Annotated in this window: 13 protein-coding genes; 7 read left to right on the top strand and 6 right to left on the bottom strand. The window is 74.0% G+C overall.

The features are described from left to right. Window positions 1-65: 65 nt before the first annotated feature. The 4 genes from AC5WRL_RS21825 to AC5WRL_RS21810 all read right to left on the bottom strand — a co-directional run bounded on the left by AC5WRL_RS21825 (window position 66) and on the right by AC5WRL_RS21810 (window position 4297). Window positions 66-1283, bottom strand: a complete 1218-nt coding sequence (locus AC5WRL_RS21825; protein ID WP_496090323.1) for a thiolase family protein — start codon at window positions 1281-1283, stop codon at window positions 66-68. A gap of 159 nt (window positions 1284-1442) precedes the next feature. Beyond that, window positions 1443-2702: an HRDC domain-containing protein gene (locus AC5WRL_RS21820; protein ID WP_496090322.1), complete on the bottom strand. Its 1260-nt coding sequence runs from the start codon at window positions 2700-2702 to the stop codon at window positions 1443-1445. A 146-nt stretch (window positions 2703-2848) separates the two neighbouring features. Continuing rightward, entirely contained in the window at window positions 2849-3514 is a 666-nt protein-coding gene (locus AC5WRL_RS21815; RefSeq protein WP_026047480.1) for a response regulator transcription factor, read from the bottom strand. A gap of 189 nt (window positions 3515-3703) precedes the next feature. After that, the gene (locus AC5WRL_RS21810; protein WP_496090321.1) at window positions 3704-4297 is read right to left on the bottom strand and encodes a DUF3000 domain-containing protein; all 594 of its coding nucleotides are present in this window, start codon (window positions 4295-4297) and stop codon (window positions 3704-3706) included. A 159-nt stretch (window positions 4298-4456) separates the two neighbouring features. Here AC5WRL_RS21810 and hemE point away from each other — a divergent pair, with 159 nt between their 5' ends. The 5 genes from hemE to AC5WRL_RS21785 all read left to right on the top strand — a co-directional run bounded on the left by hemE (window position 4457) and on the right by AC5WRL_RS21785 (window position 9421). Further along, the gene (gene hemE / locus AC5WRL_RS21805) at window positions 4457-5515 is read left to right on the top strand and encodes a uroporphyrinogen decarboxylase (RefSeq protein ID WP_496090320.1); all 1059 of its coding nucleotides are present in this window, start codon (window positions 4457-4459) and stop codon (window positions 5513-5515) included. A gap of 2 nt (window positions 5516-5517) precedes the next feature. Then, window positions 5518-6930 (top strand): protoporphyrinogen oxidase, encoded by a 1413-nt coding sequence (hemG, locus tag AC5WRL_RS21800; RefSeq protein ID WP_496090319.1) that lies wholly within the window; start codon window positions 5518-5520, stop codon window positions 6928-6930. A gap of 13 nt (window positions 6931-6943) precedes the next feature. Beyond that, a complete protein-coding gene (gene hemQ, locus AC5WRL_RS21795) occupies window positions 6944-7660 on the top strand; it encodes a hydrogen peroxide-dependent heme synthase (RefSeq protein ID WP_496090318.1) in 717 nt (238 codons plus the stop codon). 33 nt (window positions 7661-7693) lie between these two features. Continuing rightward, complete coding sequence (locus AC5WRL_RS21790; RefSeq protein ID WP_496090317.1) at window positions 7694-8623, top strand: ATP-binding cassette domain-containing protein; 930 nt, start codon at window positions 7694-7696, stop codon at window positions 8621-8623. Between the two features lie 123 nt (window positions 8624-8746). After that, the gene (locus AC5WRL_RS21785; protein ID WP_496090316.1) at window positions 8747-9421 is read left to right on the top strand and encodes an ABC transporter; all 675 of its coding nucleotides are present in this window, start codon (window positions 8747-8749) and stop codon (window positions 9419-9421) included. Window positions 9422-9430: 9 nt separating this feature from the next. Here the strand turns inward: AC5WRL_RS21785 and AC5WRL_RS21780 are convergent, their stop codons facing one another. Beyond that, window positions 9431-10273 (bottom strand): PPK2 family polyphosphate kinase, encoded by an 843-nt coding sequence (locus AC5WRL_RS21780; RefSeq protein WP_496090315.1) that lies wholly within the window; start codon window positions 10271-10273, stop codon window positions 9431-9433. Window positions 10274-10328: 55 nt separating this feature from the next. Then, window positions 10329-11417, bottom strand: coding sequence for a cell division protein ZapE (zapE, locus tag AC5WRL_RS21775; protein ID WP_496090314.1), 1089 nt, complete (start codon window positions 11415-11417; stop codon window positions 10329-10331). Window positions 11418-11480: 63 nt separating this feature from the next. On the opposite strand from zapE, the gene AC5WRL_RS21770 reads away from it, so the two are divergent. Beyond that, complete coding sequence (locus AC5WRL_RS21770) at window positions 11481-12257, top strand: pyrimidine reductase family protein (protein WP_496090313.1); 777 nt, start codon at window positions 11481-11483, stop codon at window positions 12255-12257. Between the two features lie 131 nt (window positions 12258-12388). Beyond that, a complete protein-coding gene (locus AC5WRL_RS21765) occupies window positions 12389-12856 on the top strand; it encodes an indole-3-glycerol phosphate synthase (RefSeq protein ID WP_496090312.1) in 468 nt (155 codons plus the stop codon). Window positions 12857-12914: the final 58 nt, after the last annotated feature.

Genomic DNA, 12914 nt, shown 5'->3' with positions numbered 1-12914 from the left:
TCCGCCCGCCGGGCGACGGTGCGGCATGTGTGTTGTCCGACTCCGGGCGGCCCGGCATGCGTCGCTCACCGGCCCTCCCACAGCGGGTTCTCCCAGATAACCGTGCCGCCCATGCCGAGCCCCACGCACATGGTGGTCAGCCCGTACCGGACCTGCGGCTGGTCCTCGAACTGGCGGGCGAGCTGGTTCATCAGCCGGACGCCGGAGGACGCCAGCGGATGACCGTACGCGATCGCCCCGCCGTACTGATTGACCCGCGGATCGTCGTCCGCGATCCCGAAGTGGTCCAGCAGCGCCAGCACCTGCACCGCGAACGCCTCATTGACCTCGAAGAGCCCGATGTCCCCGATCGACAGACCGGCCTTGGCCAGCGCCTTCTCGGTGGCCGGCACCGGGCCGATGCCCATCACCTCGGGGTCCACCCCGGCGAAGGCGTACGACACCAGCCGCATCCGCACCGGCAGTCCCAGCTCGCGCGCGGTGTCCTCGTCCGCGATCAGCGAGGCGGTGGCCCCGTCGTTGAGCCCGGCGGCGTTGCCGGCCGTGACCCGCCCGTGCGGCCGGAAGGGGGTCTTGAGCCCGGCCAGCCCCTCCAGTGTGGTGCCCGGCCGCATCGGCTCGTCCTCGGTGGCCAGGCCCCAGCCCAGCTCGCCGCCGCTCTCCGCGCTGGTACGGCGCACCGTCACCGGTACGAGGGAGGACTGGATCTTGCCGTCCGCGTACGCCTTGGCCGCCTTCTCCTGACTGCGTACGGCGTACTCATCGGCCCGGGCCCTGGTGAGGTGCGGGAAGCGGTCGTGCAGATTCTCCGCCGTCATGCCCATGAAGAGGGCCGACTCGTCGACCAGCCGCTCGGAGACGAACCGCGGATTGGGGTCCACGGCCTCGCCCATCGGATGCCGGCCCATGTGCTCGACGCCGCCGGCCACCGCCACATCGGCGGAGCCGAACGCGATCGCCCCGGCGACCGAGGTCACCGCCGTCATCGCGCCCGCGCACATGCGGTCGACCGAATAGCCGGGGACGGACGAGGGCAGCCCGGCCAGAATCGCGGCGCTGCGGCCCAGCGTCAGCCCCTGGTCACCGATCTGCGTGGTGGCGGCGATCGCCACCTCCTCCACCCGCTGGGGCGGCAGCCCCGGATTGCGCCGCAGCAGTTCCCTGATGCACTTGATCACCAGATCATCCGCGCGGGTCTCGTGGTAGATCCCTTTCGGGCCCGCCTTGCCGAACGGGGTGCGGACGCCGTCGACGAAGACGACATCCCTGACGGTACGGGGCACGTTGGCTCTCCTCCACGCGTGGGATCCCGGCCGGGGCGGGGCGGTTACGGGCTCGGCCTCGTGCCCCGGCGGGAGTATGCGGTCCACCACCCATGCTACTCGTGGGTAACCGCCTGGCAAGGGCGATCCACGCCCCAATCCCCGCCGAACCCCGCCCGGTTACGCCTCGGCGGCCAGCGCCTGTGCCAGCAGCGGCACCGTCTGCTCGATCTGCCACTCCCGCGCGCCCAGCGCGCGCAACGACTCGGCCACCAGCTCCGGCTCCGGCCGGGCCGGCGGCTCCCAGCACAGCCGGCGCACCGTGTCCGGCGTCAGCAGATTCTCCTGCGGCAGCCGCAGCTCCTCCGCGTGCGCGGTCACCGCCGCCCGCGCCGCCGTAAGACGCGCCGCCGCCGCCGGATCCTTGTCCGCCCACGACCGGGGCGGCGGCGGTCCCGCCGCCGGCTGCCCCGGCTGCGGCAGCTGCGACTCCGGCAGCCGCTTCGCCCGGTCGATCGCCGCCTGCCACTGCTGCAACTGCCGCCGGCCCATCCGGTGCCCGAACCCGGGCAGCGCCGCCAGCGCCGTCACATCGGCCGGCACCGCCAGCGCCGCCGCCACGATCGCGGCGTCCGCCAGCACCTTCCCCGGCGACAGATCGCGGCGCTGCGCCGCATGATCGCGGGTGGTCCACAGCTCCCGCACCACCGCCAGCTGTCTGCGCCGCCGCACCTTGTGCACCCCCGAGGTGCGGCGCCAGGGGTCCTTGCGCGGCGGCGGCGGGGGAGCGGCGACGATCGCCGCGAACTCCTGCCGCGCCCACTCCAGCTTCCCCTGCTTGGCCAGCTCCTCCTCCAGCGCGTCCCGCAGATCGACCAGCAGCTCCACGTCCAGCGCCGCGTACCGCAGCCACGGCTCGGGCAGCGGACGCGAGGACCAGTCCACCGCCGAGTGCCCCTTCTCCAGGCTGTAGCCGAGCACGTTCTCCACCATGACGCCCAGGCCCACCCGGGCGAACCCGGCCAGCCGGCCCGCCAGCTCGGTGTCGAACAACTGCTCGGGAACCATTCCTATGTCGCGCAGGCACGGCAGATCCTGGGTCGCCGCGTGCAGCACCCACTCGGTGCCGGACACCGCCGCGCCCAGCGCGCTCAGATCGGGGCAGGCCACCGGATCGATCAGGACCGTCCCCGCGCCGTCCCGCCGCAACTGCACCAGATACGCGCGCTGCCCGTACCGATAACCGGACGCCCGCTCCGCGTCCACCGCGACCGGCCCGCTCCCCGCCGCGAAGGCGGCCACCACCGACTCCAGCGCCGCCTCATCGGCCGTGACCTCCGGAACGCCCTCCCGGGGGGCCAGCAACGGAACCGCCGCCGGACCGGACGGCTCGGCGGTCGGTGGGGCGGCGTCATCGGCGGTTTGCTGAGCGTCGGTCACCTGTCAAGGGTAACGGTGTGCGTACGGTGCGCGGTGTCCGACCGTATCCGACCGCAAACGCCCCGCTGCCCGCGGGCGTCCGGCACGGACACCGCGGGCAGCGGGGCGGTCGATGGATTCTGTGGGATCCGGTGGAAACAAGTCGATCAGTGAATGATCCCGGTACGCAGCGCCACCGCCACCATGCCGGCCCGGTCACCCGTGCCGAGCTTGCGGGCGATCCGCGCCAGATGGCTCTTGACGGTCAGCGCCGACAGGCCCATCGACACCCCGATGGCCTTGTTGGACTGCCCCTCCGCCACCAGTCGCAGCACCTCCACCTCGCGCCCCGACAGCTCGCGGTAGCCACCCTGGTGGGCGGGCGCGCCCGGCGGGCGCCGGTGGTGGTGCATCCGGGCGGCGGCGCCGATCTGCGCCGCGCCGTGCCGGGCCGGCGGGCCCAGGTTGTTGCGGGTGCCGGTGACGACGTAGCCCTTGACGCCGCCCGCCAGCGCGTTGCGGACGGCACCGATGTCATCGGCGGCGGACAGCGCCAGCCCATTGGGCCAGCCCGCCGCCCGGGTCTCCGACAGCAGGGTCAGCCCCGAACCGTCGGGGAGGTGGACATCGGCGACGCAGATGTCACGGGGGTTGGCCACCCGCGGGCGGGCCTCCGCGATGGACGACGCCTCGATCACATCCCGCACCCCCAGCGCCCACAGATGGCGGGTCACGGTGGAGCGGACACGGGGATCGGCCACGACGACCATCGCGGTGGGCTTGTTGGGGCGGTAGGCCACCAGGCTTGTGGGGTGCTCAAGGAGAACTGACACCGGGCCTCCGGGCTGGATGGGGACGGAGCCGACTTATCTACTGAAGCCGGGGCGATCCGGATGGAAGGGTCATTGACTCCTTCGGCATGAACTCCTTGGGCCTTTAGAGAATGATCACGAACCGGTGATTCGTAGGTTTCTCCTTCGGTTCGCCTTGTCATACGGCCCGTTGTGCGCTTTCCTGCCCCCCTACACCGGGCGCGGCCCGCGCCGCCGGGGAAAGGCCGCCACCGTGCCGCCGCCCGCCGGCTCCGGCGGCAGCCCGGCGCACTGGGCCAGCAGCCCGCACCAGGCCAGCAGATGCCCGGCCGCCTCCTGCGGATCCTGCGGCGTCCACGACGCCCGCAGCTCCACCTCGGTACGCGGCGGCCGGTCACCCAGCCCGCCGAAGAAGTACGAGCCGGCCCGGGTCACCGTGCCGCTCGGCTCCAGCCAGGACAGCCCCCGCCCCTCCAGCGCCTCCGTCAGCCACGACCACGCCACCTCGGGCAGCAGCGGATCCGCCCCCAGCTCCGGATCCAGATCGGCACGGGCCAGGGTCACCACCCGGAACTCCCCGCGCCAGCTCTCGTCCCCGTGCGGGGCGTGCAGCAGCACGAACCTGCCGTCCGCCACCTCCGCACCGTCCACCGTGACCGCCGCCTCCAGGGCGTGCGCGTACGGGGCGAGCCGGCGCGGGGCCGGCAGCGGCGACAGCCGCACCTCGGGCCGCGGCCGGGCGGCACCCAGCGCCGCCACCGCCCGCCGGAACGCGTAAGGAGCCTCAGCGCCGGGGCCGTTCATGTCTCCGGAATCCTCCGTCGGCTCAATTCGTGACGCTGCCATGGCCGGTAACCCTAGGTCCTCACCCCGCCGATCACCGCGAGGCCACGCCGCCCGGCCCACCGCACCGCCGGGACCGCGCGTGCGGGGCGATCCGGGCGGCGTGCGAAACTTTGCAGCGTGACTCACAGCAGCGTGGCGCAGGACAAAGCCGTAGCCGATTCCCCGTTTCTGCGGGCCTGCCGCCGGGAGCCGGTGCCGCACACCCCGGTCTGGTTCATGCGCCAGGCCGGCCGCTCGCTGCCCGAGTACCGCAAGCTGCGGGCCGGCACCGCGATGCTCGACTCCTGCATGCGGCCCGACATGGTCACCGAGATCACTCTCCAGCCGGTGCGCCGGCACGGCGTGGACGCCGCCATCTACTTCAGCGACATCGTCGTCCCGCTCAAGGCCATCGGCGTCGACCTCGACATCAAGCCCGGCGTCGGCCCGGTCGTCGCCCACCCCATCCGCAGCCACGCCGACCTGGACCAGCTGCGGCCCCTGGAGCCCGACGACGTCTCCTACGTCACCGAGGCCATCGGGCTCATCACCGCCGAACTCGGCGCCACCCCGCTGATCGGCTTCGCCGGCGCGCCCTTCACCCTCGCCAGCTACCTCATCGAGGGCGGCCCGTCCCGTAACCATGAGCACACCAAGGCCATGATGTACGGCGACCCGAAGCTCTTCCACGCGCTGCTGGAGCGGCTGGCCGGCATCACCGCCGCCTTCCTCGACATCCAGATCAAGGCCGGCGCCTCCGCCGTCCAGCTGTTCGACTCCTGGGTGGGCGCGCTGGCCCCCGCCGACTACCGGCACTCCGTGCTGCCGCACTCCGCCAAGGTCTTCGAGGCCGTCGCCCACCACGGCGTGCCCCGCATCCACTTCGGCGTCGGCACCGGCGAACTGCTCGGCCTGCTGAGCGAGGCCGGCGCGGACGTGGTCGGCGCCGACTGGCGGGTCCCGCTGGACGAGGCCGCCCGCCGCATCGGCGGCGGCAAGACCGTCCAGGGCAACCTCGACCCCGCCGTACTCTTCGCCCCCCGCGCCGCCGTCGAGGCCCAGGCGCAGCGGGTGCTGGACGCCGCCGCCGGACTGCCCGGCCACATCTTCAACCTCGGCCACGGGGTGCTCCCCGACACCGACCCGGACGCCCTGACCCGGCTGACCGCGTACGTCCACGAGCGGACCGCGCGCTGACCATGCAGGTGATCGTCATCGGCGGCGGCATCGCCGGCCTGGCCGCCGCGCACCGGCTGGCCGGATCCGGGGTCCGCGTCACCGTCCTGGAGGCGGACGGCCGGTTCGGCGGCAAGCTGCGCCGCGGCGAGGTGGCCGGCGTCGGCGTCGACCTCGGCGCCGAATCGATCCTCGCCCGCCGCCCCGAGGCCATCGAGCTGGCCGAGGCCGTCGGCCTCGGCGACGCCCTGCACCCGCCCGCCGCGGTCGGCGCCGCGATCTGGACCCGGGACGCGCTGCGCCCCATGCCCGGTGGCCATGTGATGGGCGTCCCCGGCAGCGCCGCCGCCCTCACCGGGGTACTCTCCGACACCGGCCTGGCCCGGATCGCCCGCGACGCCGAACTGCCGCCGCTGCGGATCGGCGAGGACGCCGGCATCGGCGCGCTGGTCGCCGAGCGGATGGGCCCCGAGGTCGTCGACCGCCTCGTCGAGCCACTGCTGGGCGGCGTCTACGCGGGCGACGCCTACCGGATCTCGCTGCGCTCCGCCGTTCCCCAGCTGTACGAGGCGGCCCGCACCCACGACACGCTGCTGTCCGCCGTGCGCGCCGTACAGCGCCGGCAGGAGGAGGCCCGCGACGGCCGGCCGGCCGGACCCGTCTTCACCGGCATCGACGGCGGCATCGGCCGGCTCCCCGAGGCGGTCGCCGCCGCCTGCCGGGCGGCCGGCGCCACCCTGGAGAGCGGCGTCGCGGTCACCGGCCTGCGCCGTACCGCGCGCGGCTGGGCCGCCGCCCTGGCGGACGGCCGCTCCCTGACGGCGGACGGCGTGATCCTGGCCGTCCCGGCGAGCGCCGCCGGCCGGCTGCTGGCCGCCGAGGCCCCGGCCGCCGGCCGCGAACTGGCCGCCCTGGAGTACGCGTCGATGGCCCTGGTCACCCTCGCCCTGCGGCGCGCCGACCTGGCCCGGCTGCCGCGCGGCAGCGGCTTCCTGGTGCCCGCCGTCGACGGCCGCACCATCAAGGCCGCCACCTTCACCAGCACCAAGTGGGGCTGGGCCGCCGCGGCCGACCCCGAGCTGTTCATCCTGCGCACCTCCATCGGCCGGTACGGCGAGAGCGGGCCGCTTCAGTGGGAGGACGCCGAACTGGTACGGGCCGCCCTCGCCGACCTGGGTGAGGCCACCGGGCTGGCGGCCCGGCCCGTCGACTCGGTGGTCACCCGCTGGTACGACGGGCTGCCCCAGTACCAGGTCGGCCACCCGTCGTGGGTGGCGCGGGTGCGCGGATATCTGGCCGCGCTGCCCGGAGTACGGCTGTGCGGCGCCTCGTACGACGGGATCGGCATCCCGGCCTGCGTGGCGGGCGGGACCCGGGCCGCGGAGGAACTGCTGCGCACCGTGGACCCGGGCCCGCGCGAGGAAATCGGAAAGTGAGGACAGGACGGACATGACGACCGCATCCGACAAGGCCCCCAACGCGGGCAAGCGCGCCAAGGACCTGAACGAGACCATCCGCTACACCCTGTGGTCGGTGTTCCGGCTGCGCGACGCGCTGCCGCAGGAGCGCGGCGGCATCGCGGAGGAGGTCACGGAGCTGTTCGAGCAGCTGGCCGGCAAGGACGTCACCGTACGCGGCACGTACGACGTCTCCGGACTGCGCGCCGATGCCGATGTGATGATCTGGTGGCACGCGGAGACCTCGGACGCGCTCCAGGACGCGTACAACCTCTTCCGCCGCACCCGGCTCGGGCGCGCGCTGGAGCCGGTGTGGTCGAACATGGCGCTGCACCGCCCCGCCGAGTTCAACAAGTCGCACATCCCGGCGTTCCTCGCCGACGAGCAGGCCCGCGACTATGTGAGCGTCTACCCCTTCGTGCGGTCCTACGACTGGTATCTGCTGCCGGACGAGGAGCGCCGGGCGCTGCTCGCCGAGCACGGCAAGATGGCCCGCGGCTACCCGGACGTCCGGGCGAACACGGTCGCGTCGTTCTCGCTCGGCGACTACGAGTGGATCCTGGCCTTCGAGGCGGACGAACTCCACCGCATCGTCGACCTGATGCGCCACCTGCGCGGCTCGAAGGCCCGGCTGTACGTGCGCGAGGAGATCCCCTTCTACACCGGCCGCCGCAAGCCGGTGTCGGAGCTGGTGGCCTCGCTCGCCTGACCGGACTGCGGCGCGGCGGCGTACCGTACCGCCATGCGACTGGAAGGTGTGGGCCGCCGCCGGGGACGCTCCGGGCCGTGGACCCTGCGGGAGATCGAACTGGACCTGCCACCGGGTGCGCTGATCCGGATCGAGGGCGGGAACGGCAGCGGCAAGTCCACCTTGCTGCGGCTGATCGCGGGTGTGGACGCCCCGGCCGGCGGCCGGATCACCGGCCGGCCCGCCCGCACCGGGTACGTACCCGAACGCTTCCCGCCCGCCCTTCCGCTGACCGCGCGCGGCTATCTGCGCCACCTCGGCCGCGTCCACGGACTGCGGCGCGGTGCGGCCGTCCGGGCCGCCGACCACTGGCTGGAGCGGCTGGGCGCCCTGCCGTACGCGGACGCCCCGCTGCGCGAGCTGTCCAAGGGCAGCGCGCAGCGGGTCGCGGTGGCCCAGGCACTGCTGGCCGACCCCGCGCTGCTGGTGCTGGACGAAGCCTGGACCGGCCTGGACCTGGCCGCCCGCCACACCCTGGACGAGGCGGCCCTGGCCCGGGTGTCGGCGGGCGCGACCGTGGTCTTCGTGGACCACGACCCCACCCGCCTGATCGGTGCGGCCCCACGACGCCATCTGATCGAACACGGCACCCTGACCCCGCTGTCCGCCCCGGACCGGACCGGGCCCGCCGCGGAGGCGCCGGTGCCGGTGCGTGTCCCCGGGGGAACCGGCCCCGACGGTGTTGAGCGGGACGGGCCCGGGCGGCCCGATGAGCACCGGGGCACGGTGTCGATCGAGGCCCGGCCGCCGGCCCCGGCCGGGATGGCGCCGCCGGTGGACCTGCCGGGCGCGCCGGTCGGGCAGTGGCTGCCGGACGGCACGCTCCGACTGACCGTGCCGGCCGCCCACTCGGACGCGCTGCTGCGCACCCTGCTCACCGCAGATCCCACCTGGCACATCCACGCGGTACGACCCCACCCATGACCACCCCCGCGAGCCGCGCGGCCCGCGCTGTGCGCTCCGTGCCGTGCCGCGCCGGGCTTGGCCGGTCCGGTGCGTGATCTGTGGCAGGGAACCGTTCATGTATCGCCCGACGGAGGAAGACCGGTGAGCGTGCTTCTCGCTCTGACGCGTTATCAGCTGGCTCTGCTGCTGCGTTCGCACCGCTGGCTGCCGCCCTTGTTGCTGTACGGGATTCTGCTGGTCATCGGGGTGCGGCCGGGGGAGCCGGTGCTGGACGGGCTCGGGTTCGCCGTCGCCGCGCTGCTGCCGGTGGCCGTGTGGCTGACCCGGGTGTGCGTCAACGGTGAGCCCGAGGCGGCCCGGGCCTGTGCCGTCGCCGCCGCCGGCCGGGTGCGGACGCAGCTCGCCGCTGCGCTGGCCGGGCTGCTGGCCTCGGCCGGCGCCGGGGCGGTGGCCACCGCCGTGGTGCTGTGGAGCGGCGCCGCACACGGCGCGGACCGCCGTACCCCGATCCCGCTGGACGGCGCGGCCCTCGCCGCGCTGCTCGCCGTGGTGTGCTGCGCGCTGCTCGGTACGGCGGTGGGGCTGCTGGGACACCGGATGCCGCGCGGCGCGGTGTGGTCCGTGCCGGTGATGTCGCTGGGCGCGCTCGTGCTGCTGGTGTCCTCGGCCTCCCCGGCCAACGCGGCGGTCGGCGCGCTGGTCACCGGCTCCCAGGAGGGCAGAGTGGGGCTGCCCGTACTGCCCTGCGCGCTGGCCGCCGCCGTGGCGGCCGGGGTGTTCGCGATCGTCGCGCGGCTCGCCCAGCGGCGCGGGTGAGCCGGGGGCTCACTCCGCCAGCAGCCGCCGCCGCGCGTCGGCCGGGTCGAAGCTGCCGGTGGGGTACTTCGGGTCGATCTCGCGCAGGTGTTCCAGCAGCAGCCGGCTCACCGCCCAGTTGCGGTACCAGCGGTGGTTGGCGGGCACCACGTACCAGGGCGCGGCCTTGGTCGAGCAGCGTTCCAGCGCCGCCTCGTACGCGGTGCGGTAGTGCGGCCACAGGCCGCGTTCGGTGATGTCGTTCTGGCTGAACTTCCAGTGCTTGTCCTCGCGGTCCAGCCGCCGCAGCAGCCGGTCGCGCTGTTCGTCGTGGCCGATGTGCAGGAACACCTTCACCAGCACCATGCCGTCCCGGGTCAGGGCCTCCTCCCAGGCGTTGATCTCGGCGTACCGCCGTGACCACACCTCCTTGGGGACCAGGTGGTGCACCCGTACCGCCAGCACGTCCTCGTAGTGCGAGCGGTCGAAGATGCCGACCTCGCCGGCGCGCGGCAGCCCGTTGCTGATCCGCCACAGGAAGTGGTGCGCCAGCTCCTCGGGGGTGGGCGCCTTGAACGCCCTGATCCGGCAGCCGGCCGGGTTGAGATGCCCGATCACATGCTTGACGGTGCCGCCCTTGCCGGCGGTGTCCATGCCCTGGAGGACCAGCAGGACCCGGTGCCGGTCGCCGCCGGTGCTGGCCGCGAACAGCCGTTCCTGGAGGTCGGCCAGGACCGGGGCCATCGCGTCCACCTCGGTGCGCGCCTTGGCCTTCTTGCCCTTGAAACCCGGGGTGTCGTCCGGGGCCCGGCCGGCCAGCTGGGCCTTGCCGCCCGGCGTCACCCGCAGCAGATCACGCAGGTCGCTCGCCATGTCCCGATGATGGGCCCGCCCGCGCGGTCCCGCCACCGGGCCCCGCCACCGGGGCTCAGACGGCCGGCACCAGCCGCCCGGCGTCGCGGGCCAGGGCGGTCAGCCGGGAGATCGCCCGGAAGTACTTCTTGCGGTAGCCGCCGCGCAGCATCTCCTCGCCGAACAGCTCGTCGAACGGCACCCCGGACGCCAGCACCGGGACCTCCCGGTCGTACAGCCGGTCGGCCAGCACCACCAGACGCAGCGCGGTCGACTGGTCGGGCACCGGCCGTACCCCGGTCAGCGCCACCGCCGTCAGCTCCTCGCACATCGCCCCGTACCGGCTGGGGTGCACCCGGGCCAGGTGGGCCAGCAGATCGCCGAAGTCGTCGAGCGAGGCACCGGGGGTGGCGTACGCCGCGCGGGTCACCTCGTCGTCGGTGCGCGGCGCCGGCGCCTTGGGCAGGCCGCGGTGCCGGTAGTCCTCGCCGTCGATGCGCAGCGGTGTGAAGTGCGCGGACAGGCCCTGGATCTCGCGCAGGAAGTCGGCCGCCGCGAACCGGCCCTCGCCCAGCTTGCCGGGCAGCGTGTTGGAGGTGGCGGCCAGCGCCACGCCCTCGGCGACCAGCTTGCCCAGCAGCGAGGAGACCAGCACGGTGTCGCCGGGGTCGTCCAGCTCGAACTCGTCGATGCACAGCAGCCGGTGCCCGGACAGGGTCTTCACGGTCTGCTGGAAGCCGAGCGCGCCCACCAGGTTGGTGAGCTCCACGAAGGTGCCGAACGCCTTGCGCTCGGCGGGGGCGTCGGTGGCGTGCCACAGGGAGGCCAGCAGATGGGTCTTGCCGACCCCGTAGCCGCCGTCGAGGTAGACGCCGCCCGCCGCGGCGGGGGTACGGGGGGCCCGGCGCCACAGGCCGCGCCGTCCGCCGCTCTTCGCGGCGGGTGCGCCGAGCCCGGCGGCGAAGGCGCTCAACACCTCGACCGCCGCCGTCTGGGAGGGCTGGGCGGGGTCGGGTACGTAGGTGGCGAAGCGCACCGCGTCGAAGCGCGGCGGCGGGACGAGCTCGGCCACCAGCCGTTCGGCGGGCACCTGCGGCGCACGGTCGGCAAGGGCGGCGGGGGCGGTTATCCCGCTGCTGGGCTCGGGTTCGGCGGTGCTGGACACAATCCGCCATTTTACGGGGCGGGCGAGCCGGCCACCGTCGGCCCGTGTGCCACACTGCGCCCCATGCGACGCCTGCTGCCCCCCGCCATCGATGCTCCGGACGACGCCCGCGACCGCCGGTGGGAGCCGGCCGAGCTGGCCGAAGCCTACGGGTACCCCGAGGAGCATCTGCACGGGCGGGGCTGGCTGCGCGCCAACATGGTCTCCTCGGTGGACGGCGCCGCGCATCACGACGGGCGTTCCCAGCCGCTGTCGCACCCGGCCGACATGCTGATCTTCGGGGTGCTGCGGGCGCTGGCCGATGTGGTGGTGGTGGGCGCCGAGACCGTACGGCAGGAGCGGTACCGGCCGGCCCGGGAGCGGGCGGGGTTCGCCGAGCGCCGGGCGGCGGCGGGGCAGACGCCGGTGGCGGCGATCGCGGTGGTCTCGGCGAGTCTGCATCTGGATTTCTCGCTGCCGCTGTTCACCGAGCCGGTGGTGCCCACCATGGTGATCACCGGCCCGTTGGCCCCCAAGCACGGTCTTGACGCCGCCCGGGCGGCCGGTGCCGAGGTGATCACGGTGGGGGAGGGCGCCGAGGTGGATCCGGCGCGGGTCAAGGCGGAGCTGGTGCGCCGCGGCCACACCCGGCTGCTGACGGAGGGCGGCCCCCGGCTGCTGGGCGCTTTCGCCGGGGCGGGCGCGCTGGACGAGCTGTGTCTGACGACGGCACCGCGCTATGCGGTGGGTACCGCCGGGCGGGTGATGAGCGGTCCGGGGATCGAGGTGCCGCGCGAGCTGGCGCTGACCTCGCTGCTGGAGGAATCCGGCTTTCTGTTCGGGCGGTACCGGAGGGTCTGACAATCTGCGGAATGGAACGTTCCGCTTATCCTGATGTGGGCAGACTGATGGCGCGACGCCCCGTGTGTCCACGGGGAAGGATGGTTTCTGCCGCACCGGGCGGGACCCGGCCGCGAAGAAGGGCGCTGACCATGTTCACGAGCATCCTCATGATCGAAAAGCCGCTGGTGCCCACCGACGTCGAACTCGTCACCACCCTGCACGGCGACGAGGAGATGTCCTTCATCGTCCTCATGCAGCCGCGCGGCGACCAGGACCGGCTGCTGCGCGCCCTCGACGACGTGGCCCTCGGCGAATTCGCCGAGGCCGGGCACGAGGCCGACGAACCCGAGGACGAGGCCGCCCGCGAACCCGCCGAACGCGCCCTCACCCACTCCGTGGCCGCCCTGCGCGACGCCGGCGCCCACGCGGTCGGCCAACTGGTCGACGACCACCCCCTGCAACTGCTCACCGCCGTCGTCGCCGAGACCTCCGCCGACGAGGTCATCGTGCTGACCGCCCCGCACCTGGTGGAGGAGTTCTTCCACCGCGACTGGGCCTCCCGCGCCCGGCACAAGGTCGACGTACCGGTCCTCAAGCTCTTCGCGCACGCCGAGTGACCCGCACACCGCGCGATGCGCCCGCCCTCGTGACGGGGTGCGACAATCGACCGGCAGC

This window comes from Streptomyces sp. NTD107 (assembly GCF_059510435.1).
The sequence above is the reverse complement of the archived record's forward strand: the minus strand, read 5'-3'. Positions and strand labels throughout refer to the sequence as shown.

Coding starts and splice junctions, on each gene's coding strand:
- AC5WRL_RS21810 (WP_496090321.1), bottom strand. CDS start 4,297: ATGAACGGCCCCGGCGCTGAGGCTCCTTACGCGTTCCGGCGGGCGGTG.
- AC5WRL_RS21770 (WP_496090313.1), top strand. CDS start 11,481: ATGCGACGCCTGCTGCCCCCCGCCATCGATGCTCCGGACGACGCCCGC.
- AC5WRL_RS21765 (WP_496090312.1), top strand. CDS start 12,389: ATGTTCACGAGCATCCTCATGATCGAAAAGCCGCTGGTGCCCACCGAC.
- hemG (WP_496090319.1), top strand. CDS start 5,518: ATGCAGGTGATCGTCATCGGCGGCGGCATCGCCGGCCTGGCCGCCGCG.
- AC5WRL_RS21790 (WP_496090317.1), top strand. CDS start 7,694: ATGCGACTGGAAGGTGTGGGCCGCCGCCGGGGACGCTCCGGGCCGTGG.
- hemQ (WP_496090318.1), top strand. CDS start 6,944: ATGACGACCGCATCCGACAAGGCCCCCAACGCGGGCAAGCGCGCCAAG.
- AC5WRL_RS21780 (WP_496090315.1), bottom strand. CDS start 10,273: ATGGCGAGCGACCTGCGTGATCTGCTGCGGGTGACGCCGGGCGGCAAG.